Consider the following 25,805-nt stretch of genomic DNA (forward strand, 5'->3'; position numbering starts at 1 on the left):
CGAGGATTCTTCGGTGGGCATGGCCAAGGTGAAGACGCGCGCGCGCCTGCCGCATTTCATCGACTTCCTTCAGCCGCCAGGACGGCCGGTCAATTGCCGCATGTTGGGAGATAGGATCTCGTCGGAGATGTGGATGTCGAGCAGCAGCGCCTTGCCCGATGCCTGAAAGCGCCCGATACCGGCGACGAGGTCGGAGATGCTGGTGACGGTCTCGCCTTCGATGCCGAAACCGCGAGCGATGGCGGCCATGTCCCCGCGTCCAAAGAAGGCGCCGTCCTCCGCCAGCCCCTCATGCCGCATCTTGTGCAGTTCAGACCCGTAGCCGCCGTCATTGAACACGCATATCAGGATGTTCAGGCCGTGCCTGCGGATCGTCTCGAGTTCCTGCGCGTGCATCATGAGGCTGCCGTCGCCTTCGGTCAGCACGATCTTCGCACCTGCACGCGCAGTGGCCACTCCGATCGCATATGAGATGCCGTCTCCGATCACGCCAAACTCGCGTATGGCGTGGAATTTGCCCGGTCCGCGGCCGCGCAGGTTTGAATAGAAGAAGCTGCTGTGTCCGGCTCCGCTGACAAGCTCCCAGTCCAGAGGAATGGAGCGCTCCAGTTCGGCCGCCACGGCTCGCGGATCCAGGCCGTCCGCAGGGGTTGCTGGCTCGCCGTCTGGTGCTTCCTCGACCGCGCGGCGTACGACATCGTCGCTGCGCCAGTCTGCTGCGGGCCGTGCGGCGACGACACTGCTCTCCAGCACCTCGGCACCCGCGCGTGCATCCGCCCGCACGTAGAGGTCGGCGACACGGCCGCCCTGGTTCTTGCCGAGAGGCTCGGTGTCTATCTGGATGACCTTGGCCTGGTTGAACATCCGCCCGCCCATGCTCGCATGGGAAGCGAGACTTGCGCCGACCAGAATGACCAGATCCGCCTCGGCGAACTTCTCACGCGCCAGTCGAGAGGAAAATCCACCGACAATGCCGATAGAATAGGGGCTAGCGTCAAAGAGTCCGCGCGCCGGAAGCGTGGTCGCCATGAGAGCACCACACGCATCCGCGAGCCTGATGCAGGCGTTGATGGCCTCGGAGGACAGCACACCGCGCCCGCCAAGCACGATGATACGATCTGCATTGCGAACCATTTCTGCCGCGCGCCCGACGAAGGTCGGATCAGGGTGCATGCGCCCGACCTCCGGCAAAAGCCCGGCTGACGGCGAGTAGCTGGCGCCCGAAGGCAGCGGCCGCTTCTGCAGGTCATAGGGAACGCCGATGACGACGGGGCAGCGGTCGCGCATGGCAGTCAGGAAAGCGTCCTGCAGATCGCTCAGCAGTCTTGCGGGACTGGCGGCAGAAATATAGCGCGCACCCGATGCTCTCACATACGCCCCCTGGTCGATCGACTGTGCGTGGAAAGGCGCCTCTGCCGGCGTTTCGCCCGCAAAGACCACCAAAGGGATCCGCGCGCGCGCCGCGACCGTCAATGCGGTGGATATCTGCGTGATACCGGGTCCGCAGGTGACCGATGCGACACCCAGCCGGCCCGATGCGCGTGCGTAGCCCATCGCCATGGCGACCGCGCACTGTTCGTGGCGCGCATAGATCATTCTCATCTCCGGACGCTCCGCCAGCGCCGCACAGACATTCATGTTGCCGTCGCCGAGCAGCGCGAAGCAGGCCTCGACGCCCTCGGCCCCAAAAGCCTCGGCTATCCTGCGATAGGCGGGGAGCGTCTGTGTCTCGGCTTTCGTGGATGCAGACAGGGTCAATCCTCCTCGACCAGAGCTTCCTCACGCACTTTGCGGAAGCTGGATGACAGCACCGAAGCGAGTAGCCCGGCTGCCGCGACCAGGATGATGAGGCTGGTCGGCGAGGTGATGAAGACCATCGGATCGCCTTGCGACAACAGCATGGCCCTTCGCAAGTATTCTTCCATCAGCGGCCCGAGGATCAGCGCCAGGAGCATCGGCGCCGGCTCCAGGTGGAGCTTGCGGAAGACGTATCCAAGAAAACCGAACAGCGCCATCGCCAACACGTCGAACGTATTGTTCGAAAGGCTGAATGCGCCGATTGCGCAGAACACGCAGATGACGGGGAAGAGGTACTGGTAGGGAATGGTGATCATGCGCGCCCACATGCCGACCAACGGTAGATTGAGGACAAGCAGCATGAGATTGCCGATCCACATCGACACGATCAAACCCCAGAAAAGCCCCGGCTGCTCGCTGATGATATTCGGCCCCGGCTGTATGCCCTGAATGATCAGCGCGCCCAGCATCAACGCCATAGTCGCACTGCCGGGAAGTCCGAGCGTGAGCGTGGGAATGAAGGCGGTCTGCGCCGAGGCATTGTTGGCCGCCTCTGGCGCGGCGACACCCTCGATCGCGCCGTGCCCGAACTGGTCGGCGTTGGGCGATATCCTCTTCTCCAGTGCATAGGATGAAAAGGAAGCGAGCAGCGCGCCGGCACCGGGCAGCACACCCAGCACCGCACCCAGTCCGGTGCCGCGGACGATCGGCCAGGAGATGCGGCGCCAGTCCTCCCGTGTCAGGAACTTGCTCTTCACCGAGGCTATGGCGGCCGGTCGCCCCAGCTCGTTGTCCAGACTGGCCAGCACTTCGCCGATTCCGAACACGCCGGTCGCGACAACGACGAAATTGACGCCGTCCAGCAGGTTGATGTTGCCGAACGTAAAGCGTGCCGCACCCGAGCTGACATCGACGCCGACGAAGCCAAGCAGCAGGCCAAGCAGGATCATGCCGATCGCCCGCAGCAACGAGCCGCTCGCGAGCACGATGGACGCTACGAAACCAAGAAGTATCAGCGAGAAGTATTCTGCCGGCCCGAACTGCAGCGCCATGACCGCGAGCGGTGGGGCGAGAAGCGAGATGAACAGCGTGCCGACGGTTCCAGCAAAGAAACTGCCGACGGCCGCCGCTGCAAGCGCCTGACCGGCCCGCCCCTGCTTGGCCATGGCGTGACCGTCGAGCGTGGTCACGATCGAGGAGGCCTCCCCCGGCAGATTCACCAGGATGGCGGTGGTCGATCCGCCATATTGCGAGCCGTAGAAAATTCCTGCCAGCATGATCAGGGCGGTATCGGCCTCGAGCCCGTAGGTAAAGGGCAGCAGCATTGATATGGTGGCGATCGGCCCGAGGCCCGGGAGCACACCGACCGCTGTACCCAGCAACACGCCCAGGAAACAGTAGGTCAGGTTGGTGAGCGAGGTCGCGACCTCGAATCCAAGCACCAGATGGCTGATGGTATCCATTTGCCTCTATCCACCCGCTAATTGAACAGAAGCGGCTGAAGCCAGCTCCCGATGACCGGCATGGGCAGGCCGAGAAGAACGCTGAATGTCCCTGCGCATGCCGCCGAGAACACGATGGCACCAAGGATGGGGAGAGGAGTGAAGCGAAACCGCGCGCTTCCCGCTGCCGAGCACATGAGTGTAAGCAGCACCGCGAGGAAGCTGCCAAGGCCCTCGACCGTCATGCCGAAGACGACGATGCTCGCCAGAACCATCACCGTCGAGCGCAATCTGAGCCCCGTCACCGGGACGTCGGCAACGAAGCGAGACCTCAACAGCAGGGCTATGCCGACCAACACGAGAAGACCGGAAACCATCACGGGGGCATAGCCTGGGCCCATGCTCCGCGCGGTACCGATGAAATAGCCGGATGCAACGAAAAGCGAAATTGATCCGATGGCGGTCAGGACTGCCCCGGACGCCGCATCCTGCGAGACTTTCATCACGATAGACTTCCTTCTGCACGCAGTTCGTTGATGCAGGGCGCGCGGGTGCAGTCGCGACGCACGCGCCCTGAACCGGTGCTACTGCCTGGCAACGACGCCTGCATCTACCAGCGACTGAATGGCTTCGATCTCGTTGTCGATCGCCGTGGCGAGGTCGGCAGGAGATCCGCCGATCGGGTTGACGTCCCGTTGGAGAAGCTTTTCCTCCCCTTCGGGAGACGTCGCCCATGCGGCAATGGCATCGGAAATCTTCTGGGCGACGTCCTCGGGCATTCCCGCCGGCCCGACGCAGCCGTACCACAGCGTGGCCTGGAACCCTTCGAGCCCCTGTTCTGCGATGGTCGGCACGTCCGGCAGCGATGCCAGTCGTTGGGACGCCGTGATGCCGAGCGCCTTGAGGCTGCCTTCCTTTACATGCGGCACATATGTGCCGGAGGTGTCGATGGCGAGCATGATGTGCCCTCCAAGCAGGTCCGCCAGAAGCGGCGCTGAACCGCGGTAGGGCGCATAGGTGACTTCGATACCCGCAGCCTGCGCAAACAGTGCCGCGGCGATGTGACCTTTCGCCCCCAGGCCGGCATTGCCGATAGCCAGGCTGCCCGGATTCTCCTTCGCATACTCGATGACATCCTGCACCGAGTTCATCGGAACGTCCTTGCCGCCCAGCATGACCAGGGGCGTCTCGGCAATCAGCGAGATCGGCGAGAAATCCGTCTGTGGGTCATAGGCAAGGCCTGCCTGGATCGCCTTGTTGGCGGCCAGCGGCGCGCTTCCGCCGACCAGGATCGTATAGCCATCCGGTGCGGAGCGCGCGACTTCGCCAGCGCCGATCGAGCCTGCGGCACCGCCACGGTTCTCGACCACGGTGGTCTGCGAAAGGCCCGCCGAGATTGCATCGGCGACAAGGCGCCCGATTGCGTCGCTGCCACCGCCTGCCGGGTATGGCACGACAAGGGTGATCGGCTTGGAGGGAAAGGTATCGCTCCAAGACACGTTCGTCGTTATGGCGAGGCCGGCTGCGCCGGTTGCCGCGAGAAATCCACGTCTGCTGACTGTTTTCATTTTTTCCTCCCGTTCGAATTTACATTGTCACGAGGCTCCGATGCGGCCGCAGGAAGGTGCTAACCAGGGCGGCCACATCATTCGCCTTCTCCCACCCCAGACAGAAGCGTCCGTCAGGGATGATCTCGATGGCATCCAACCGGCGTATACGTTCTCGGTATTCGTGGATGATGCCGGCATAGTGGAAGTGCTCGCCCATCAGCAGGAGCACCGGACCCTCGATACGCTTCAGTCCCTCGCCCACATCATAGGCGTTGAGCGCATCCAGGGCTTGCCAGCGGTGCCGACCGCACTGGATCTGCGCCAGATTTATGCGGTCCATCCAGTCCTGAGTGGGATGAAGCGGCGCATGCGCCGGGTCCGTCTCCAGCATAAAGTCCAGCGTGCGCGTCAGCGGAAACCCGCTCGCGTCGCTTGGGCGGAACGTCTGCTTGAGGGGTGCATGGGTGGTGTCCGCCTGCTTCCGGTTCTTGTAGAACGGGCAGTTCAGCAGGATCACAGCAGGGATGTGCTCAGCATGGCTGCCTCCAAGTTCGGTGGCTACCGCCGCACCAGTCGCCTCGCCGAGCGCCACTGCCTTGGTGATGCCGAGACGGTCCAGCACCTGCACGATGCATTCGGCGTAGTCGCCGATGGTCGGCTGAAAAGGGATATGGTCAGACATGCCGTGGCTGGGGTAGTCCACCGCGATCGACGTGAAGTCGGGCGCCAGCTCGCGCATCAGCTCGGCATAGAGGTCGGACGACTGTTGGTTGATATGCGCCATCACGATCGCGGGCCCGTGGCCGCAGATACGAACGTGTATCTGCCCGAAATCGGTGTCCACCAGTTGGCGGCGGATCGTCACGAGCGCGCCTTTGTCGGCGATCTCAGGCTGAGGAACCTTGCCAATTGGACTATCCATCATATCGTCCCATTGTCGGCACCGAGCCGTGGCGCGATATGGGTGAAGCCGGGCCTCTTGCCGTCAAAGGACAGCGGCAGCCCGACCAGCGTAAGATCCTCGCCCTCGAAGCTCTGCAGGATGTTCAGGGCTTCGACCTGCTGGTCATTCACGACTTCCGGGATCGACTGCACCGGCGCGCACGGCACCGCCGCGTCGCGCAGCTTTTCCAGCCAGGCCGCAACGGTGCCGCGGTCCAGTATTTCCTGGATCAGGCACACCACCTCGGTCCGATTCTTGAGACGGTCGCGGTTCTTCGCGTAGCGCGGATCTTGAGCCCATTCCGGATGCCCGAGCACCTTTGCCAGCTTGGCGAAGAGGCGGTCGTTGCCGGCACACACGACCAGGCTTCCATCACTTGCCTCGAAGGTCTGGTATGGAACCATGTTGGTGTAGGCGCTGCCCTGCCGCACAGGCTCGGCGCCGGTGTTGACGTAGTTGTTTATCGCCGAGGCCGACCACGACAGCGCGGTTTCCAGCAGCGAGGCGTTCACGATCATGCCCTTGCCCGTACGATCGCGCTGGCGAAGTGCCGCCAGGATACCGATGGCCGCCCACATACCGGTGCCCAAGTCGCAGATCGAGGATCCGACGCGAACCGGCGGCCGGTCCGGAAAGCCGTTGATGCTGGCCAGTCCACTGTAGGACTGCACGATCGACTCGTAGCCGGGCGCCAGTTCCATGGGGCCTTTGTGGCCGAATGCGGAAATCTGGCAGTACACCAGGCGGGGGAACTGCTTGAGCAGGGTTTCCCCATCGAACCCGAGCGACCTGACGACGTCGGGGCGCTGGTTGTGGATGAACACATCCGACTCCGCGAGCAGTCTGTTCAGAACCGCAATGCCATCCTGGCTCTTCAGATCGAGCGCCATCGACTTCTTGCCACGGTTGAGTTCGAGGAACGTCATGGAGTCACCGTGCAGGTAAGCTGGACCCGTGGTCCGGCCGTCATCGCCGCCGTCCGGCTTCTCGATCTTGACGACCTCTGCGCCAAGGTCGCTGAGGATGACGCCCCCGAACGGCCCTGCGATCACCTGTGAGAATTCTACGATTTTCAGTCCGGCAAGAAGCACTGTCAAACTCCGTTCCGAGGGACGAAACGAGGCACCGCGACGCCACCGTCCCGCTCGATCTTCAAGGTCAGCGGCTGATCGACGCTGAGATGCTCGGGATCATCCACGCCGACGATGTTGGTGATCATCCGCGGACCTTCCTCCAGCTCCGCGATGGCAACCGTGTAGGGCAAGCGGTCGGCGAAGCTGGCGTTGAACGCACGGTGGTAGACGACCCAGCTTACGAGCCGCGCGTTTCCCGAAGCCGGCCGCCAGTCCGTATCGGCCGACAGACATGCCGGACATTCGCTGCGAGCAGGGAGCCACGCGTTCGCGCAAGCACGACAGCACTGGAAGACGAGGTGGCCCTTTTCCACCGCCTCCCAAAAGGGGCGCGACAACTCGTCGACAGGAGCCGGCGGCAGTGGAGCAACCGCCGTCATGATGCCTGTCCAAGTATCATCGTGGCGTGCGACTGCATGATCCCGCCCTGGTTGCTGACGATGCATGTGCGAGCGCCTGGAACCTGCGACACCGCATCTCCACGCATCTGGCGCACGCCCTCGAGCACCAACTGCATTCCCGGCATTCCGGTCTCCGACAGCAACCCGCCTGCGGTGTTCATTGGCAGTCTCCCCCCGATCTCGATCGCGCCATCGCGCACGAAGCTGCCGCCTTGGCCCTTCCCGCAGAATCCGTAATCCTCGAGCGTGATGAGCGCGGTGATGGTGAAGCAGTCATAGATCTGCGCCACGTCGATATCGTCGGCGGTCAAGCCGGCCATACGGAAAGCCTGCTGACCGGACGCCACTGCAGAACTCGTCGAAAGATCCGGCCGCAGACTGACGTCCCATGCGCTGTGGCTCTGCCCGAGGCCGAGGATGGGCACCGCGTTATGCACCCCCGCCGCCCTGGCTCGGCCCTCGCTCATCAGAACGACCGCCGCGGCTCCGTCGCTGATCAATGCGCAGTCGTGGCGGCGGAACGGACTCACCACGAACTCCGATGCCATGTATTCGTCCAGTGTCAGCGGCTTTCTGAGCTGAGCCGCAGGATTTGCCGCGCCATGCCGCCTGCAGGCGACGGCAATGGCACCCAGATCTTCGGCGCGGGTGCCGTAGTCGCCCATGTGACGGCGAGCCAGCATTGCGTAGGCAGGGGGTACGCCGTACCAACCGAATATGCCGCCTCCGCCGCGCTCGCGCTCATAGCTCGCGCGGCTGCCCGAGCGTGGGTTGTCAGCAAAGGTGACGACCGCGATCTCGCAATCACCGTTCCGAATCGCGAGATCCGCCATGCGGATCATGGCGACATTGCCTGCGCCTGCCGCGTCCCATGTGCCACAGACTGCAGGCTGCAGCGCCATCGCCTCGGCCAGCTTATGGGCGTACATTTTCTCGCTGCTGGATGTCGGCCCCTTAACGAACAGGGCATCGACCGCGTCCTTTTCGATGCCGGCATCGGCCAGCGCGCCACGTATCGCCTCGATGTTGAGGGAGATCGTCGAGCGGTCGGGCAAGGCGCCGAACGGTGTCTCGCCGATCCCGGCTATGACGGTGCGCCCGCTCATCGCCCGGTAAACCTGGGCTGCCGCTTTTCGGCGAATGCCCGCGGACCTTCCTTGGCATCCTCGGAGGACCGCAGGATACGCGCGACGACCTGTTCGAGCCGCAAGCCGGTCGCGAGGTCGAGATCGCGGCTGCGCAACGCCAGTTCTTTTGCCGCCTGGAGCGCCAGCGGCGCGTTCGCCGCAATTCTGACGGCATATTCCTTGGCCGCATCGAGGGCAGTGCCGGCCGGAACGATCTTGTTGATCAGCCCCCAGCGCTCGGCCGTCTCGACCGAAATCGCGTCGCCGGTAAGAAGCATTTCCATGGCGATCGCGTGCGGCAATTGGCTAATGAGCCTCTGCGTCCCGCCATTGGCTGGGATCAGCCCGCGTTTTACCTCGGCAACGCTGAAGGTCGACGTTTCGTCGGCAACGCGAATGTCGGTTGCCAGCATGAGCGTCATGCCGCCGCCCAGGCAGTAGCCGCCAATGGCCGAGATGACCGGCTTCCAGACCTCCAGTCCCCGATTGAGGAGCTGCCCCTTTTGCGTCAGCCACAGGTCAGACAGCGGCTCCCCGCCGGAAAAGCGGGACTTGAGATCCGCCCCGACAGTGAACGCCTTGCCCCCGGCGCCGGTAACGATAGCGACACGGATCCCGTCATCGTCTCGCACACGCTGCCAGACGTCCGACAGCGCCGCATAGTGCTCGCTGTCCATTGCGTTCATTCGCTCTGGGCGATTGATCGTGACGGTCGCGACACTGTCCTCGATTGTCAGGTCGATCGACATTCAGTGGCTCCTTCTGCCCAGGAGGCTGCGCGCGATCACCATGCGTTGCACTTCGGAGGGACCTTCGCCGATCCGCCGAATGCGGCTTTCACGATACCAGCGCTCCAGCGGCATCTCGAGCGAGACGCCCAGCCCGCCGAAGATCTGCATGCATCGGTCCACGACCCTGCCAGCCGCCTCCGTTGCAACCAGTTTGGCGATTGAAGCTTCGGTCTTGAAATCCTCGCCCGCATCGCCGCGCGCAGCGGCGTCGAAGACGAAGTTGCGGGCCGAACGGATGTCGAGTTCATTGTCGACGATCATCCACTGAATCGCCTGCTTGTCGGCCAGCACCGATCCAAACGTCTTGCGCTCGTTCGCCCAGGGAATGACGAGGTTCTGGGCAGCCTGCGCCGTGCCCACCGAGATCGCGGCGTAAGGTATGCGCTGGCTGACGAGGAACCGATCGGCCAGGCGGAAGCCGCCGCCCTCTTCGCCGATGCGGTTCTCGACGGGGATTTCCACGTCCTCGAAGATCACCTCGTAGGGCGAGTAGCGTCGGATCACCGGAATTTCGCGGAAGGAAAGCCCCTTTGACGGTATGTCGACGATCAGGCACGTGATGGCGTCGCGCTCGCCCTTCTCGCCGGTGCGCACATAGACGATGCCCCAGTCGCAGTTCTTTGCGTTCGTTATCCAGAGCTTCGCGCCATTGACGACATAGCGGTCGCCCTTGCGCACCGCGCGGCACTCGATGGCCCGTGCTGGGTCCGAGCCGCCCGACGCCTCGCTAATCGCCACAAACCCGCGTGCGTTTCCCTCTACGGCGGGGACACCGTAGCGCTGGATCTGGTCGGGGGTGCCCTTGAAGATGATGCTCGGCGGGTCGACCCCGAACGCGCCGCAGGCCGGCACATAGGCACCCATGCGGCACTGGGCTGCTTCTTCAGAGATGATCGCCCTCTGGACCAGGTCGAGCCCGGCACCGCCATGTTCGGCCGGTGTATTGATCATCCACAGTCCCAGCGCCTTCGCCTTGCGCTGCAACTCGGCAAGCTCGGCCGCGCCCAGGCGGGTCGCGTCATGCTCCAGCCGGTCTTCGACCGGGCGCACCTCGCTGGCCATGAACCGCTGGACGGTATCGCGCAGCATGCGATGCTCATCCGACAAGCCGTACGCCCCGAAGTGACTCATTTGCGAAAACTCATGTAAGATGACTTTCCTACTTGTTCTATTATGTAGAACATGATACCGATATTTAGGATATCGTTGCACTTCACTATGGTCAAGCCATGAAAACTGGTCGGGAGGTCCAATGGATGCCACCCTCATAAAAGGTCTTAAGGTCTTGGAAGCGTTGGCGGATTCAGACCGCCCGCAAAGCGTTACCGCACTCAGCCAGCGGCTTGACCTGCCGAAAAGCAATATCCACCGCACGCTCGCGACCCTGGTCGAGACAGGCTACGCCCAGCGCCATGAGGACTTGCGGCGCTACTCGGCCACGCTCCGGACATGGGAAGTCGGGGCCAATGTGATCTCGCGCAACTTTCTAAGACGCGCCTCGCTGCCGTTCCTGCGGATGCTCCATCAGGAAACGCACGAGACGGTCTACCTGGCGGTCGCCGACGGCACTGACGTGCTTTATCTGGAGAAGATCGACGCCCTCTACCCTCTGGTGAAGAGCATCCGCATCGGACAGCGTATTCCGGCCATATTCCCCGCCTCCGGTCTGGCTTTGCTGGCTCATCTGCCAGACGCGGAACAGCGGGTTCGAGTCTGTGCCGAGGCGAGCCGACATGTTCGACCGTGCGATCCGGATGCAATTCTGGATGCGCTTGCCGAGGTGCGGTCACAAGGCTACGCCTGCACGCTTAGCGGATGGAACCAGGGCGCCACCAGCATAGCGGTGCCGATCCTGCGTCCCGGCTCCGCCCCCATGGGCTCGATTGGGATCGCCGGCCCCGCCGAGCGACTAACCGACGAGGTCGTGGCGAAATGCATCGTCACGATACGAAACTGCGCACTGCAAATCGCCGATCTGGTTGGGGACGACATCCCCTAACGGTCGAGGCGGGCACGGAACGGTTTCACACGCCGCATCGAATGACCCCACCCCGGCCGCTTAGGTAGACGTTGCGGGCAGTCTACGCTTCTGCTCGTTTCTCTATCGCTCGATCGCGACAATTACCTCGATCTCGACGGTTATGTTTCCCGGGAGTGACCCCATTCCCACCGCCGAGCGGGCGTGGTGGCCACGTTGGCCGAACACCTCGATGAAGAGATCGGAACAGCCGTTGATGACCAATGGGTGATCGGCAAAGTCCGGCGTCGCGTTGACCATCCCGAAGAGCTTGACGATCCGCTTGACCCGGCGAAGATCGCCGAGAGACGCCTGCATGACCGCAAGAAGGTTGATCCCGGTCAGCCGCGCATGGGCGTAAGCGTCTTCCACCGAGACATCGAGACCAACCTTTCCAATATGTAGATGGCCATCGCTTTCTCGCGGTCCCTGGCCGGACAGAAACAGGAGGTCGCCCTCCAGGACGTGAGTCAGGAAATTCGCGATTGGCGGCGGCGGCGGCGGCACGACGATACCCAGCCTTGAGAGACGGTCCGCCGGTGCGTCCGTCTCCGGCGCGTCGTGGTCTGCGATGGTCATGCTGTACTCCATTCACGATACTTTCCGCGCGCTTCACTCGGCATGATGGCACGCTGCCTCGGCGCCCGAGGCGACGCGGCGCAACAGAGGCCGTTCCACGCTGCAGACGTTCGTGGCTATCGGGCATCTGGGATGAAACGCGCAGCCGGTGGGCGGGTTGAGCGGGCTCGGCACTTCGCCGCGCGGTACCCTGACCCTGGCGTGCCGGCGCGCCGGATCGGGCCGGGGCACCGCTTCCATCAACGTGCGCGTATAGGGATGGCTGGGCTGCCGGTAGACGGCGGTCGTATCGCCGATCTCAACGATGCCCCCGAGATACATCACCGCCACCCGGTCGCTGATGTGCTGCACGACGCCGAGATCGTGTGCCACGAACAGATAGGCGAGGCCGAACTCCTTCTGGATATCGGCCATGAGGTTGACCACCTGCGCCTGGATCGACACGTCGAGCGCCGACACCGGCTCGTCGGCAACGATCAGCGACGGGTTGAGCGCGAGGGCACGGGCGATCGCCAACCTCTGACGTTGCCCACCGGAGAATTTCGAAGGCACGTTGGTCATCTGGTCGGGACGCAGGCCGACGCGCTTGAAGAGCTGGGCAACCCTCGCCTTGCGTTCGGTCTTGTTGCCAACGCCATGAACGATCAGCGGCTCTTCGACGATATCGCCGGCGCGCTGGCGCGGGTCCAGCGATCCATTGGGATCCTGGAAGATCATCTGTACCTTGCGCCGCATCGGGCGCATCGCGCCATGCGAGGCGTGGGTGATGTCTTCGCCTTCCAGCAGCACCTCTCCGTCGTCGGGCTCGAGCAGCCGCACGATCATCTTGCCGACGGTCGACTTGCCGCAACCGGATTCACCCACGAGGCCCAGAGTCTCGCCATGTGCGATCGACAGGGAGACGCCATCCACCGCGTGAACCGCCGCACTTCCGCCGCCCATGCCTCGCGGCACGATGAACCGTTTCGAGATGTTGCGCACGTCCAGAAGCAGGGTCATTGCGGCGCCCCCAGCGGATACCAGCATGCAGCCATGTGGCCAGGCGCGACGTTCTCCAGCGGTGGCCGCTGGGACGTGCACTTCTGCCCGGCACGCGGGCAACGTGGCGCAAAGGCACAGCCAGGCGGCAGCGCCCAGAGCGCGGGTACCGTGCCGGCAATCTCCGGCAGGCGTCCGCGTGCGCCGGGCACTGCCTCTTCAGACAGATGCGGGATCGATCCAAGCAGGCCGTGTGTATAGGGGTGGCGCGGCGCGGCAAACAATTGCTCTGTCGTGGTCTCCTCAACGATGCGGCCGGCATACATCACCGCGACACGGTCCGCCGTCTCGGCGACAACCGCCAGATCATGGGTGATCAGGATCGTGGCCGCGCCAACCGAGGCCTGGAGGTCGCGAAAGGTTTCCAGGATCTGGGCCTGCGTGGTGACATCCAGCGCCGTCGTCGGCTCGTCGGCGATCAGCACGTCGGGGTCGCACGCAAGCGCCAGGGCTATGACGACACGCTGGCGCATGCCACCGGACATCTGGTGCGGATAGTCGTCAAACCGCCGCTTGGGGTCGGGGATGCGAACCCGCTCAAAGAGTTCTTCGACCCGATTGCGCGCGGAGGCGGCATTGAGCCCCTGATGCAGCCGCAGGACTTCGGCCACCTGAGGGCCGACGCGGATCGACGGGTTGAGTGAGGTCATCGGCTCCTGAAAGATCAAGCCGATGCGATTGCCCCTGACCTTGCGCAGCTCCGCCTCGCCCGCGCTGGCGAGATCGATCCCGTCGAACATGATCCGGCCGGCGGTAATCTCCGCCACCGGTTCGGGCAGCAGCCTCATGATCGCCATCGCCGTCATGCTCTTGCCGGAACCGGACTCGCCCACCAGCGCCAGCACCTCGTTGCGCGACACACGGAAATTCAGGTCGCTGACGGCCTCGAAGGTGCGTTCGCGCGTCGCGAGTTCCACCGTCAGCCCTTCGATGGAGAGCAGCGCTTTCATGTGCCCGCATCATCCGTTTCCGACAGTGCCGGCAGCAAGGCAACGGCATTGTCGCGCAAGATTGCACGCCGGTCGCTGTCCGACAGGTAGTCGCTGTAGTGTGTGAAATAGGTGAGCGACTGCGCGTAGGTGCAGTAGCGATCCACATTGGGTGCATCGGACCCCCACAGGAAGCGCGACGCACCGAACCTGTCGAGCAACTGGCGAATGTGCATATGCGCGCGCGGATAGGGGTAGTCCTGCCTGCCGCCCCAAGCGATGGGATAGAGGATCTCGGCCGAGACCGGCGCCTCGGCGAGCAGGGTCTCGATGATCGGTGGCAGGGACAGCCGCTGGTTTTCATCGGCATAGAGAGACGTGGGTATGCCGTGCACCAGAAGATGGCGGATCCTTGGAAAACGGTCCACGATCCGCGCTAGGTGGTGCATCTCGTCTTCGTAGGTGCCTACCGGCGAGCTCCCCGACTGGACCCAGAACACCGGGAGCCCGCTCTCCTCGACGAATTTCCAGTACGGATCGTAGGCCGGCTCCGAATGCATCGGCTGGTAGCCGCTGCGGAACATCCCGGTGGTGGTGAAGTAGAAGCCGGCCATGCCGAGCCGGCCGATCTCATCATTCAGCCGTTCGAGTTCCTCGTCGGTGTAGGCGAACGCCTCCTCCACCTGTGCCAGGCCAATGAAGCGGCCCGGATGCGCGCGCGACGCGTTGGAGAAGTCTTCCGCGAGGTTTCCGTAGATGTGATCGTTCTGGAGGATGGCCGTCTGAACGCCGGCATTGTCCATGAACGCAACGAGACGATCGGCCGGCATCGACAGGTCGTCCATCCACGGCGGCAGGAACTGCACGTAGTAGTCTTCGCCGCCGCTGGTCCACTCGAACCGACCGAAGCGTCCCGCGCCGAATCGGGCATCGATGCGGCCGGCCGGCGACGGATCGACCGGGTCCCACAGCATGCGCTCCGTCACAACTGCGCCGTCGCGCTTTCGCCGGTAGGGCTGGTTGCCGTGCATGTGCATGGCACGCTGCTGGTGCAGCCGGTGCGTCTCCACATCGGCAAATCCCGCAGCCGTCGCTGCAGGCGGGAAGATATGCGCATGACAGTCGATGATGCCGTAGTCCATGTGATGCCTAGCTGTTGGAAGCGGGGTCGAAGACGTCGCGTAGCCCGTCGCCGAAAGCGTTGAAGGCGAGCACCAGAAGCGAGATCGCGACGCCTGGCGCGATCACGAGATGTGGCGCGACCGTCAGATACTCGCGGCTGGCGCCCAGCATCGTCCCCCATTCGGGAGCCGGTGGTTGCACGCCGAGTCCCAGGAAGCCGAGCGCCGAACCAATCAGCACCGCCTGCCCGGCGTTCAGGCTGAGTTCGATGATGATGACGGTCGCCGCGTTGGGCAGGATGTGACGAAGCAGGATACGGGTATGGCCCATGCCGACCGTTATGGCTGCGGCGATGAAATCCTCCTGGACGAGTTCTATCACGCGCCCGCGCACGAGGCGCGCGAGTGGAGGAATGAAGCTCGCGGTGATGGCGATCGTCAGCCCCGTCGCACTCGCCCCGGCCACGGAAGCGATCGCGATCGCAAGCACGATGTTCGGCACCGTGAGGAGCAGGTCGATCACCCCGGTGAGGATACGGTCTATCCAGCCGCCGAAATAGCCGGCAATGGCGCCCAGCGCGATCCCGCCGATACCTGCGAAGAACACCGAAGCAAGCGCAATCGACAGCGTGAACCGCGCACCCACGATGATGCGTGAAAGAATGTCGCGACCGACATTGTCGGCGCCAAGCAGGTGCGCCGCCGAAGGCGGCTCCAGCATGGCGAACAGATCCTGCGCGTTCGGGTCGTAGGGAGCGATGTAGGCGCCGAAGACTGCAAGCACTGCGAAGGCGGTGAGCAGGATGCCACCCAGCCAGAGGAACAGGTTGATGCGACGCCCCGCCCGGCGCCTGCGGCGTGTGACGGCTGCTTCACGCATAGCGCAGCCTCGGATTGACGAAGCGGTAGATGACCTCGACCGCGATGTTGATGACAAGGAAGGACACCACGAAGATCAGCACGATCCCCTGCACGAGCGTGTAGTCACGCACGGAGACCGCCGTGAGCAGAAGGTCCCCGATGCCGGGCCAGGCACAGAGCCGTTCGATCACGACCGAGCCTCCCAGCAGGTAGCCGGCCTGAAGGCCGATCACCGTGACGGTCGGGATCATGACGTTGCGCAGCACGTGACGGCGTAACGCCAGGCCTTGCGAGAGACCCTTGGCCCGCGCGGTCCGCACGTAGTCCTTGCGCAGTTCCTCGATGACAACGCCGCGTGTCATGCGCGCCACCAGCGCGATGAGCCTCGCGGCAAGTGCAAGTGTCGGTATGACCAGCGAGGCCGGCCCACTGGCGCCAAAGCTCGGCAGCAGGCCAAGATCGACCGAAAGCCAGGCGATCAGCAGCATGCCGAGCCAGAAATTCGGCACCGCCAGCAAGCCGACGACCGACAGCGAGATGACGTAGTCCGGGAGGCGATTGCGATAGGCGGCGGCCACGACCCCGGCCGGTATGCCGATCAGGATCGTGAGCCCTATTGCCGCCGCCGCCAGCGCCAGCGTTGCTGGCAGCCGGTTTAGAATGTGGGGCAACGGGTTACCCCTGAACGTCGTCGAATAGCCGAAGTCGCCGACCGCGAGGCCCGAGACATGCCGCAGATATTGCTCGATCAGCGGCCGGTCCAGGCCGAGCTGTACGCGCACTGCTTCGATCTCCGCCTGCGTGGCGGTGGCCCCGGCAACGAAGGTCGCCTCGTCGCCGGGTACCGACTTGAAGATGATGAACAGGATCGTGACGACGCCGAGCACGACGAAAGGTATGGTCGCGAAGCGCCTGGCCAGGAACCCGAACATCAGTCTGTTTCAGCCCTTGGCCGCGTCACGGAGATTGGTGAAGACGATCGGCATCACGGTTACGCCCGAGACCGGCTTGCGCACGGCCGAGACGTTCTCGTTGATTTGCAGCCAAAGATAGGGCGCTTCTTCCCAGATGATCGCCTGTGCTTCACGCAGCGCTTCGAGCCGAGCCTCTTCGGCAGGCTCGCTGTCGGCCTTCTTCAAGAGTTGATCGACCTCGGCATTGCGATAGCGGCCGATGTTCCAGACGTCCGGCTTGCCCTCATCGTCTGCGTTCGACTTGAACAGCGAAGCGAGATGGTAGGTGCCGGAGGCATTCGAGGGATTGAAGCCGAACATCGCCATGTCCCAGGCAAGGTTGGCCTTGTCCTGCCGCAGATGATCCCAATAGGCACCCTTTTCGATCTTCGTGATCTGCACGTCGACACCCACCTGCGTCAGCGAGGCCGCGACGATCTCGGCCACCGCCACGTCACCGGGGAACAGGCCATCCGGAGCGAAAAGCGACAGGGTGAGCGGCTCGCCATCCTTGGCGAGGGTCCCATCCGAACCGGCTGCATATCCGGCATCCGCCAGCAACTTCTTCGCTGCTTCCTGGTCAAACACGGTTTCTCCAACGCTCGCATGCCCGATCGCATCGAATGCGAGGGGTGAATCGGGTGCCTGTGCAAAACCGAAGAAGACGCGTTCCGCGATGGTCGCTACCGGCACTGCCAGGTTCAGGGCCTTGCGCACATTGACGTCTGACAACGCCGGACGGGTGAGGTTGAGTGCCAGTCCGATTGGACGCAGGCCAGGCTTGCGCACTACCTCGACCTCGCCATTGCCGGAGAGCTGGCCTACGAGCTGCACCGGAACGGAATCGATCACGTCCACCGCGCCGGTGGTCAGCGCATTGATACGCGTCGCGGGCTCGGCGATGAAGCGGAAGACGATTGAGGACGCTCCCGGCTTGTCACCCCAATAGCCGTCATAGGCCGTCAGGGTCAGTTCCTGCCCGGCATTGAAGCCCTCGACCATGTACGGCCCAGCGCCGACCGGATTCTGGGCGAAGCCGTCCTCGCCGAATTCCTCGATCGCCGCCGGTGACACGATGGCGCCAGAACCATGCGCAAGCGTGTTGGGCAACTGAGCGAAAGGCGCCGACGTGCGGATCACCAGCGTCGTGTCATCGACGATGTCGGCACCGGCGATCGGATCCCAGAGCGGGCGGTTGGTCGTGTTGATCTCCTTGTCCATCATCCGCTCGATGTTGAACTTGATCGCCGCGGCATCGCAGGCGGTACCGTCGTGGAACGTGACCCCCGAACGCAGCTTGAGTTCGCATGATTGCAGGTCCTCGCTCATCGAGAAGGATTCAGCAAGCTGCGGCACGATCGCCATGTCGGCGTCAAAGTCGAGCAGCCGGTCGAAGATCAGAAGTGCCGCCTCGTAGCCGCCCGGATACCCGGTGAATGCACCGTGCGCGGGATCGAGCGTCAGCACCGCAGTGCTTTGGCCGAATGTGATGGTGCCGGATGCGTCCTGCGCGAACGCGCGGATCGCGCCGGCCGGCAGGGTCGAAAGCATCGCGGCTCCCGCCGCGCTCGTCAGAAATTGCCTGCGTCTCATGTCGATACTCCCCTTCATTGTTGAACGCCAGAAGGCACGATGGTTGCCCGCGACGTCAGAGCCAAAGTTCATTCCACGTGAAGATTGCCGGCGTGCCTCCCGTATGCACGAACACCACCACGTCCTCTTGCGAGAACCGTCCCGCACGAATGTCGGCGATCAGCCCCGCCGCGGCCTTCCCGGTATAGATCGGGTCGAGGATGATGCCTTCGGTGCGGGCGAATAGCCTCACCGCCTCGTCTCCGGCCTCGCTGGGTACGCCGTAACCATTGCCGACGAAGGCTTCAGTGTTGATCACCTCGTCCTCGGAAACTGTGATCCCGAGATCGAGCGCGGCGCTGGTCTGGTTGGCGATCGACGCTGTGCGCGATGGAAGGTGAAACTCGTCCGTGGCGCACACGGCGTGCATCGCAAAGGTGTCGCCGAGCAGCTTCTGCGCCAGCAGGATGCCGGCCGAGCCCTTGCCGCTCGACGACATATAAAAGTAGCCGGGCCGCAGGCCGCGCTCATCGAGCTGCTCGACCACCTCGAGCGTCACCTCGAGATAGGCGACGGCGGATGCCACGTCGAACATCGGGTTGTCGTTGAGGATGTGCGGGCGACCCCCGCTGGCGCGAACATCCTCGGCGAGCGAGTCCAGCATGGCCCGCTGTGCACGCGAATTGGCGGCGAAATGAACGTCCGCACCCAGCAGGTAGTCGACGAGCAGGTTGCCCTGAACATTGTTGGGCTTTTGGCCTTCGAGCACGAGGATCGTGCGCAGGCCGAGCTTGTTGCACGCGCCGACCGTCTGGCGCGCAGAGTTGGACTGAAGGTCCAGCCCGACGATCACCGTGTCCGGATCGTCCTTCATCGCATGCGCCAGACGAAATTCGAGATTGCGCAGCTTGTTGCCGCCGAGCGCCACGCCCGTCAGATCATCGCGCTTGACGAAAATTCGTGGCCCGCCGAGCATGCGGCTGAGGTTGCGGGCTTCCTCCAGCGGCGTGTTCTTGAGCGCAATGTCAAGACGAGGCAACGTGGCAATCCGCTCGCGGATTTCCTGATGGCTCATCTTCCCTGCATCGCTCATGTCAAACTCTCTCCACTCCCCGGACAGAAGCCCGGCGAGGTCGGCCGCTAGCGGCAAACCGGTCATAACGCTGCACGTCAAATTGTCCAGTATACAGGACAGTCGTCTTGTGTTAAGGACAGAATATCGATCCTGCCGAGATACGCAAGAGAAAGACGCATATGAGCCTGATTTTGCCCGCAACCGACGCCGAAGCCCCCCAGCGCCGAGAGCGTAGCGTCGATCGAATCCTGCAGATTCTCGAATTTCTGCATGGCCATGGGGAGGGCATCCGCATCGGGGCGCTGGCCAAGGCCCTCAACGCACCCCGCTCATCGACCTACACCCTGGTCAACGACTTGACGCAGGCCGGGCTCCTCGAAATATCGCCGGACGACGGCCGCATCTTTTTCGGCAAGCGCATGTATCTTTACGGGCTGAACTATATTCGCGAGAACTCGCTGGCGAAACGCGCCCGGATGGAAGTGGACCGGCTCGCCAAGGAGACGGGCGAAACCAGTGAGTTCTGCATGCTGCAAAGCGGCCGCTACACCATCATGCACATGCGACCGGGAAACCGGCCCTTCCGCATCAGTTCCGCCGTCGGGCTGCAGATACCGATCCCCTGGACCGCGTCGGGCCGGCTGCTTTTGGCAGGGCACGACCGCGCGCAGATCGAAGCCTTGATCGCAGAGGAGGATCTCGTGCTGCCCGACGGGCGTCGTATCGACATCGATGAGTTCATCGACGCCATCGACCATGCCCGCCGAGACGGTTTCTGCCTCACCAAGGGGCTGGTTGACGCCGTGACCCAGTGCCTCGCAGCACCCATCTACGGTGCGGAAGGCAATGTCGAGGCGACGATCTGCCTGGTCCTGCCGATCGATCTGTCCGACGAGCAGACGGCCGCGCTGCGCGAGACGCTGCTCGACAGCAGCAGCCGATTGTCGGCGCGATAGGATCGAAGGAGTTTATCTCTGCGCAGCTCGGCTATTCCATCCGCGCGATCATCGCGAGGATGTCATCGCGTCCAGTCTCTTCCAGCAGTTGGAACAGGCAGTCACCGGGCTGCGTTCGCCCCATGCTGCGGATGACAGCAACGAGACCGGTGCCGGTGAAACGCAGTTCCAGCGGCGGTTCAAGCGGATGTTCGGGCCGGTGAAGGTAGCCGGCCACCTGGCCTCTATTCACCGTCGCACCAAGGCTGACGATCGGTTCGAAGACGCCGTCGCGAGGTGAGTATACGAAGTGGTCCTGCGTGTTGAAGACGTGACGGGACGGTATTGTGGGACGCCAGCGCTCGTCCATCTCCATGATGCCCAGATGGTCGAGGAGGCGATAGATGCAGCGCTCGGCCACCTCGAGCGAGTGGTGATCGAGCCGACCGCTGCCGCCGAATTCGCCGGAAAGGTGCATCACGTCGCTGCGAAGCGCCGCCCGGCCAGCGACAGGACCGTTCGGGCAGCCAGCCTGTGCCCAGGTCAGCGGTGCGTTCATCGCCTCGAGTGCGGCGAACGTCCTTTGCGCCATGCCCTTTTGCGTCGACAGGTCCGCATAGGAGCATGGGAGATGGTCCAGCGAGCTGCCGCCTGAATGAAGGTCCAGCATGACGTCGCAATGGACAAGCAGTTCCTCGGCGATGAAGGCGGCGATCTGTCCCGTCGGCGTCGACGTGTAGCCGTCGCCGAACGAGCGGTTGAGGTTTCCGCCGTCGAGCGGCGACGTACGCGATCCCGCCGCCACCGCTGGTAGATTGGCGGCCGGCAGAACCAGCACTCGCCCCTGGATTCGATTGCAGTCGAGATTGTGGATCAGGCGGCTCAGCGCGACCTGGCCCTCATACTCATCGCCATGCGAGCCTGCCATGAGGAGAAGCGTCGGCCCCTCCCCGTTGGCAAAGACCGCAAGCGGGACGGGAATCGTTCCGTAGGCGGAACGATGCACCGAATGCTCCACCTGGATCAGCCCGACCTGTCGGCCTCGGCCACCCAGGTCCACGTCCGTCCATGCAGTCGATAATGACATCGGGCTTCTCCACAAGCGCCGTCATGCAGGCACGCGCCCGACGATCGGACGACGTCCGCTCAGTCCTCGATCCAGACGCGCTCGATGACGCGGTCCCCCGACAGGTCGGAGACGCTGCTCGGCTCGAACCCCTTGATCCGTGTCGACCTCGCGTCGAGGAAATCGGCAAATACGGGAATTACACTCGGACCCTCGTCATGCAGGATGGCCTGCAGCTCGCCGTAGATCTCCTTGCGCTTCTCGAAGTCCAGCGTGCCTTTGCCTTCCGCCAGCAGCGCGTCGAAGCGCGCATTGGACCAGTAGCTTTCGTTCCAGGAAGAGCCGGTCCCGTAGATGAGGGAGAAGGTCTGGTCGACCGGACGGTTGAGCCAGCTCGACACGGTGAATGGACGTTTCATCCAGGTATCGGTCCAGTAGCCATCCGCCGGCCGGCGCACCACCTGGAGATTAATCCCGGCTCCCCCGGCCTTGCTCTGGTAGACCTCCGACAGGCTCACGGCCTCCGGCAACGCAGCTTCGGACGTGTACAGCTCGAGTGACAGTTCATCGAGGCCGGCTTCCTTCAGGTGATATTTCGCACGATCGGGATCGAAATGACGCTGTTCCAGCGCGCCGTTATAATACTGGCTGTCGGGGGAGATGGGGTGATCGTTGCCGAGTGAACCGAGCCCGCCCATGACGACGTCGAGCATTGCCTGCCGATCGCAGCCATATTTCAGTGCCTGTCGAACATGATTGTCGTTCGTCGGCTCCGCGTTGAAGGCACAGATGAAGGTCCAGTGCACGGCCCCCGGCGAGCGCACCAGTTCCAGCGCGTCGCTTCGCATGATGAACGGCGCGACTTTCCGGTCGAGCTGATTGATGATGTCGGCGGAGCCGCTCTGCAGCGCGGAGAGACGGGCGGTTGCGTCGTTTGTAACGGTCAAGACGACGCGCTCGACATACGCCCGGTCGCTCTTCCAGTAGTCTGGATTCCGGTTCAGCGTCGCCCTGACGCCCGGCACGAAGTCTTCCAGGACATAGCCGCCGGTTCCGATCAGATTGGACCAGTCCTCGAAGCCCGCTGGCACCACCATCGCGTGATAGTCGGCGAACGTATGCATGAACTCGGCGTTCGCTCCACCCAGCTTCAGCGTGACCTCATGCGTGTCGCTGGCTGAGACTTCGACAATCGCGTCGAACAGGGACTTCGCGCCGGATGTCGAGCCCTCCCCGCGATGCAGGTTGATGGAATACACCACGTCCTCGGCGTCGAGTATCTTGCCGTTGTGGAACGGAACATCCTTCCGGATGCGGAGAACCCAGTTGACGGCGTCTGAACTTTCCCAGCTTTCCGCAAGCTCCGGCACGAGCTGGCCGTCCGGCAGAATCTCGACGAGCTGATTGCACACCGCGACGCCGATGACGCGCTGAACCTGCTGGGTGAAGGCGCGCGGGTCGAGGGAGTTGTCGGAACTGCCGCCGGCCATGGCGATGCGCAGCTCCCCGCCCTTGCGGGGCGTCGCGGCATAGGCGCCGAATGGCATCATGAGTGCGGTGGCTGCTGTGGCCGCAAGGAAGCCGCGCCGATCAAGCGTTGGAAAATCGCTCATATTTATCTCGTTCTCCATTTCTGGAATCAGTTTTTGGGATTGCTCTGCAGATCGCGGATGTCGTCTTGCAGACTTCGGTTGGTATGCGCTCGCACGGCAGTTGCAGCGCCTTCGGCATCATTGGCGAGAATCGCATCGACGATCGGTTTGTGCCAATCGAGCAGGTTGATCCTGCCCGGCCAATTCTTCTCGGACCAACGGTATAGCCATTCGATCTGGCCATAGAGGCTCTCATACTGCCGCACCAGCAGCCTGTTGCCGCTCGCTTTGATGATCCATGCATGAAAGCCCAGATCGGCTTGTATCCGTTGTTCCGCATCTCCTGTCTCTTCGGCGACCACCAGATTGTCGTAGACGGCCATCAGAGCCTCGCGCTTCGGAGCATCGAGGCCGTGGGTCAAAAGCCGCGCCGACAGCTCTTCGAGGGCGCCGCGAACCTCGTAATTGTCGCGCAGGACCTCACCGTCGATGTCCTTCACCGACCATCCTGCATAGGGCCTGCGAACGACCAGATGCTCGGTTGCCAAGGCGGCCAGGGCGGCACGTACCGTACCGCGCCCGATCTGCATCTCGTCGGATAGCTCCTGCTCTGTCAGGCGCGCACCCGGCGCGAGCGTGGCGCCGATGATCATCGTGCGCAGCCGGTGGGCCGCACGATCGACGAGACTGAGTTTCTCGAGCACCATGGATCGTCCCACCCGTTGAGCGGACATCATTGTCGATTGGCGACAATTGTCAACCCGTGCCGGGAATCCCTTGAGGCCCAGTGCTCGTCGCGATTGCCAGGGCGCACGTTTGAAACTGCTTATGGAAAGGCCGCAGGGTCACGCCCAATCACTGATCGACTGGATCGTCCTGCGGAACGCCCGCCTCGCCCGCGTGTCAGGCAAGGCAGGTCATTTTCCGCGCCGGAACACTTCTCCCAGTGCGATGACGAAGCCGCAGATGGCCATCAGGACGATGGAGATCACAGCGGCGGACGGCAGATCCGTGCCGGTCTCGGAGATCTTGCTGTAGAGGATGAGCGGCAGGATATTGACCTGCGTTCCGACCAGCGCGAGCGCCGTGCCATAGGCACCAACCGCGACGGCCGAGGTCAGGCAGAAGGCCGCGACCAGTGACGGCATGATCTGCGGCACGAGGATATCGGCCAGCACACGCAGGGGGCCGGCACCGAGCGAGCGAGCGGCGCGAAGCTGCACGGCGTCGAAATTGCGCACGGCCGGCAACACGATCAGCACCACGCGCGGAACCAGATAGTAGGAGTAGGCGACGCCGAGCCCGAGCGGCGAAAAGATGAAGCCGCCGACCACCGCCGGGTCGAAACCCACCTCGGCGAGCAGCAAGGTCACGAAACCGGCCCGGCCGAGCAGCAGGATGAAGCCATAGGCGACGATCAGGCCGGAAAAGGTCAGCGGCAGCGAGATGGCTATCAGCAGCGAAGTGCGCATGCGTGGCGACAACCGCGCCAAGGTGATGGCGACAGGCACCCCCACCAGCAATGAGAAGAACGGCGCGGCAATGCCGAGGACGAGGCTGCCGCGAAGCCCGTTCCAGAAGACCGGGTCGTTCCAGACGCGCGCGAAGGCCGCACCGCCATCGCTCATCGCTTCGGCGAGAACCACCGCGAGTGGCAGCAGAAAGAACAGCGCAAACACCACTGCGCCGGGCAGTGTGAACGAGGCGGCAATCGCGGCGGGCGTGCGGACGGACATCGCGTGTTCTCTCTAAACGTTCGGCTCGCGGAGCCTGTCCCCGCGAGCCGTCTGTTCGTTGGCTTACTGTCCGAGGACCGCCTTGGCCCAGCCGGCATCGATCTCGGCCTTCTTGGCGGTTGCCTTGACGATGTCGATGGGCTGGAGCTGCGGCGCATCGGGCAGCTTGTCGGCGACGCTTTCGGGCAGCACGACACCCGGCACGGCAGGACGCACGAAGCCCTCTGCGAAGATGCCCTGACCCATCTCGGTCATGATGAAGTTGAGCCAGAGCTTGCCCGCGTTCGGGTTCGGCCCGTCCTTGACCAGCGAGATCGCATATGGCGCGGCGGCCGAAGCCTCCGTCGGCATAACCACCACGATGTCGTCGCCCATCCCGTCCAGGTGCTTGGCCTTGAGGCCGTCGTTTTCGTAGCCGATCCAGATGGGAATCTCACCCTTCAGGAACTGCGCATAAGGCGTGGTGCCGACCGTGCGCAGCACGTTGCCGGCCTTGGTCAGCTCGCCCAGATAATCGATGCCGGGCTGGATGTTGTCCATGTCGCCGCCATTGCCGAACGATGCCGCGAAGGCAACAACCTGCCCCTGGCCGGTCGAGCGCGGGTCCTGGTAGACGATGGCGTTCTTGTAGTCCGGCTTCAGGAGGTCGGCCCAGCTTTCCGGGACGTTCTCGACCAGCTTGGTATTGACGAGGAAGGCGACGTTGAGCGTGTGGATGGTGAACCACTGGCCGCTCTCGTGCCGGAAAGGCTCCGGAAGCTTGTCGAAATTGACCGGCTCGAAATCTGCGACGACGCCCTTTGCAGCCGCGTCGAGCGCCGAAGCGGCGAAATAGTAGGCGGTGTCGGCTTGCGGGCGGTTCTTCGCCTTGTCGAGGGCCACGACGGTGGCTGCCGAGCCGAGATCGTTGTAGACCATCTCGACGCCGGGATAGCGGGCCTGGAACGCCTTGAACTGCGCGGCCCAGTTGGCCCAGGTCGGGCCGGTGTCGAAGGAGACGACCATGCCCTCTTCGACCGCTGCGTCGTAGAGAGCCTGCTCGCCCTCATAGAGTTCCGGGCCTTCGAAGGCCGATGCCGGGAAGGCGATCAGCGACGCCGCCACGAAGGCTGCGCCGATACCGAATTGCCTGTTCATTGCGATTTCC

General features: G+C 63.5%; 25 protein-coding genes. 2 read left to right on the top strand and 23 right to left on the bottom strand.

What is annotated here, in order from left to right; translation table 11 throughout:
- Positions 1-69 precede the first annotated feature (69 nt).
- From AAFN84_RS17575 to AAFN84_RS17620, 10 genes are all read right to left on the bottom strand, one after another.
- The gene (locus AAFN84_RS17575) at positions 70-1,758 is read right to left on the bottom strand and encodes a thiamine pyrophosphate-binding protein (protein WP_347515935.1); all 1,689 of its coding nucleotides are present in this window, start codon (positions 1,756-1,758) and stop codon (positions 70-72) included.
- Positions 1,755-3,260, bottom strand: coding sequence for a tripartite tricarboxylate transporter permease (locus AAFN84_RS17580; RefSeq protein WP_347515936.1), 1,506 nt, complete (start codon positions 3,258-3,260; stop codon positions 1,755-1,757). The genes AAFN84_RS17575 and AAFN84_RS17580 overlap by 4 nt, the downstream gene beginning before the upstream one ends.
- A 17-nt stretch (positions 3,261-3,277) precedes the next feature.
- Positions 3,278-3,742, bottom strand: a complete 465-nt coding sequence (locus AAFN84_RS17585; protein WP_347515937.1) for a tripartite tricarboxylate transporter TctB family protein — start codon at positions 3,740-3,742, stop codon at positions 3,278-3,280.
- Positions 3,743-3,823: 81 nt separating this feature from the next.
- Entirely contained in the window at positions 3,824-4,807 is a 984-nt protein-coding gene (locus AAFN84_RS17590) for a tripartite tricarboxylate transporter substrate binding protein (protein ID WP_347515938.1), read from the bottom strand.
- 19 nt (positions 4,808-4,826) lie between these two features.
- Entirely contained in the window at positions 4,827-5,711 is an 885-nt protein-coding gene (locus tag AAFN84_RS17595; protein WP_347515939.1) for an alpha/beta hydrolase, read from the bottom strand.
- Positions 5,711-6,823 (bottom strand): CoA transferase, encoded by a 1,113-nt coding sequence (locus AAFN84_RS17600; RefSeq protein ID WP_347516219.1) that lies wholly within the window; start codon positions 6,821-6,823, stop codon positions 5,711-5,713. Before AAFN84_RS17600 ends, AAFN84_RS17595 begins: the two co-directional genes overlap by 1 nt.
- A 2-nt stretch (positions 6,824-6,825) precedes the next feature.
- On the bottom strand, positions 6,826-7,245 hold the full coding sequence (locus AAFN84_RS17605) for an OB-fold domain-containing protein (protein ID WP_347515940.1): 420 nt from the start codon (positions 7,243-7,245) through the stop codon (positions 6,826-6,828).
- Complete coding sequence (locus AAFN84_RS17610) at positions 7,242-8,372, bottom strand: thiolase family protein (protein WP_347515941.1); 1,131 nt, start codon at positions 8,370-8,372, stop codon at positions 7,242-7,244. The genes AAFN84_RS17605 and AAFN84_RS17610 overlap by 4 nt, the downstream gene beginning before the upstream one ends.
- Positions 8,369-9,142 carry an enoyl-CoA hydratase-related protein gene (locus AAFN84_RS17615; RefSeq protein ID WP_347515942.1) on the bottom strand — a complete coding sequence of 258 codons (774 nt, stop codon included), beginning with the start codon at positions 9,140-9,142 and terminating at the stop codon, positions 8,369-8,371. The genes AAFN84_RS17610 and AAFN84_RS17615 overlap by 4 nt, the downstream gene beginning before the upstream one ends.
- Entirely contained in the window at positions 9,143-10,315 is a 1,173-nt protein-coding gene (locus AAFN84_RS17620) for an acyl-CoA dehydrogenase family protein (protein ID WP_347515943.1), read from the bottom strand.
- A 121-nt stretch (positions 10,316-10,436) separates the two neighbouring features.
- Here AAFN84_RS17620 and AAFN84_RS17625 point away from each other — a divergent pair, with 121 nt between their 5' ends.
- The gene (locus tag AAFN84_RS17625) at positions 10,437-11,183 is read left to right on the top strand and encodes an IclR family transcriptional regulator (protein ID WP_347515944.1); all 747 of its coding nucleotides are present in this window, start codon (positions 10,437-10,439) and stop codon (positions 11,181-11,183) included.
- A gap of 102 nt (positions 11,184-11,285) precedes the next feature.
- Here AAFN84_RS17625 and AAFN84_RS17630 read toward each other — a convergent pair whose 3' ends face one another.
- From AAFN84_RS17630 to AAFN84_RS17665, 8 genes are read right to left on the bottom strand one after another with little or no spacing between them, the layout of a single operon-like run.
- Positions 11,286-11,780 carry a RidA family protein gene (locus tag AAFN84_RS17630; protein ID WP_347515945.1) on the bottom strand — a complete coding sequence of 165 codons (495 nt, stop codon included), beginning with the start codon at positions 11,778-11,780 and terminating at the stop codon, positions 11,286-11,288.
- 33 nt (positions 11,781-11,813) lie between these two features.
- Entirely contained in the window at positions 11,814-12,779 is a 966-nt protein-coding gene (locus AAFN84_RS17635) for a dipeptide ABC transporter ATP-binding protein (protein WP_347515946.1), read from the bottom strand.
- Positions 12,776-13,768 (bottom strand): ABC transporter ATP-binding protein, encoded by a 993-nt coding sequence (locus AAFN84_RS17640; RefSeq protein WP_347515947.1) that lies wholly within the window; start codon positions 13,766-13,768, stop codon positions 12,776-12,778. The genes AAFN84_RS17635 and AAFN84_RS17640 overlap by 4 nt, the downstream gene beginning before the upstream one ends.
- Positions 13,765-14,889, bottom strand: coding sequence for an amidohydrolase family protein (locus tag AAFN84_RS17645; protein WP_347515948.1), 1,125 nt, complete (start codon positions 14,887-14,889; stop codon positions 13,765-13,767). The genes AAFN84_RS17640 and AAFN84_RS17645 overlap by 4 nt, the downstream gene beginning before the upstream one ends.
- A gap of 7 nt (positions 14,890-14,896) precedes the next feature.
- Entirely contained in the window at positions 14,897-15,748 is an 852-nt protein-coding gene (locus AAFN84_RS17650) for an ABC transporter permease (protein WP_347515949.1), read from the bottom strand.
- Positions 15,741-16,661, bottom strand: a complete 921-nt coding sequence (locus AAFN84_RS17655; protein WP_347515950.1) for an ABC transporter permease — start codon at positions 16,659-16,661, stop codon at positions 15,741-15,743. The genes AAFN84_RS17650 and AAFN84_RS17655 overlap by 8 nt, the downstream gene beginning before the upstream one ends.
- A 9-nt stretch (positions 16,662-16,670) precedes the next feature.
- Entirely contained in the window at positions 16,671-18,275 is a 1,605-nt protein-coding gene (locus tag AAFN84_RS17660) for an ABC transporter substrate-binding protein (RefSeq protein WP_347515951.1), read from the bottom strand.
- Positions 18,276-18,330: 55 nt separating this feature from the next.
- Complete coding sequence (locus AAFN84_RS17665) at positions 18,331-19,347, bottom strand: pyridoxal-phosphate dependent enzyme (RefSeq protein ID WP_347515952.1); 1,017 nt, start codon at positions 19,345-19,347, stop codon at positions 18,331-18,333.
- Between the two features lie 161 nt (positions 19,348-19,508).
- Between AAFN84_RS17665 and AAFN84_RS17670 the strand changes: the two genes are divergently transcribed.
- Positions 19,509-20,285: an IclR family transcriptional regulator gene (locus AAFN84_RS17670; protein ID WP_347515953.1), complete on the top strand. Its 777-nt coding sequence runs from the start codon at positions 19,509-19,511 to the stop codon at positions 20,283-20,285.
- A 31-nt stretch (positions 20,286-20,316) separates the two neighbouring features.
- Here the strand turns inward: AAFN84_RS17670 and AAFN84_RS17675 are convergent, their stop codons facing one another.
- The 5 genes from AAFN84_RS17675 to AAFN84_RS17695 all read right to left on the bottom strand — a co-directional run bounded on the left by AAFN84_RS17675 (position 20,317) and on the right by AAFN84_RS17695 (position 25,795).
- Entirely contained in the window at positions 20,317-21,351 is a 1,035-nt protein-coding gene (locus AAFN84_RS17675; RefSeq protein WP_347515954.1) for a succinylglutamate desuccinylase/aspartoacylase family protein, read from the bottom strand.
- A 59-nt stretch (positions 21,352-21,410) separates the two neighbouring features.
- Positions 21,411-22,943, bottom strand: coding sequence for an ABC transporter substrate-binding protein (locus tag AAFN84_RS17680; protein ID WP_347515955.1), 1,533 nt, complete (start codon positions 22,941-22,943; stop codon positions 21,411-21,413).
- A 26-nt stretch (positions 22,944-22,969) separates the two neighbouring features.
- Positions 22,970-23,629: a GntR family transcriptional regulator gene (locus tag AAFN84_RS17685; protein ID WP_347515956.1), complete on the bottom strand. Its 660-nt coding sequence runs from the start codon at positions 23,627-23,629 to the stop codon at positions 22,970-22,972.
- A gap of 210 nt (positions 23,630-23,839) precedes the next feature.
- Positions 23,840-24,658 carry an ABC transporter permease subunit gene (locus AAFN84_RS17690; protein ID WP_347515957.1) on the bottom strand — a complete coding sequence of 273 codons (819 nt, stop codon included), beginning with the start codon at positions 24,656-24,658 and terminating at the stop codon, positions 23,840-23,842.
- Between the two features lie 63 nt (positions 24,659-24,721).
- Positions 24,722-25,795 (bottom strand): extracellular solute-binding protein, encoded by a 1,074-nt coding sequence (locus tag AAFN84_RS17695; RefSeq protein WP_347515958.1) that lies wholly within the window; start codon positions 25,793-25,795, stop codon positions 24,722-24,724.
- Between the last annotated feature and the right edge of the window lie 10 nt (positions 25,796-25,805).

This window comes from Mesorhizobium sp. CAU 1741, from assembly GCF_039839275.1.
Taxonomy (GTDB): domain Bacteria; phylum Pseudomonadota; class Alphaproteobacteria; order Rhizobiales; family Rhizobiaceae; genus Aerobium.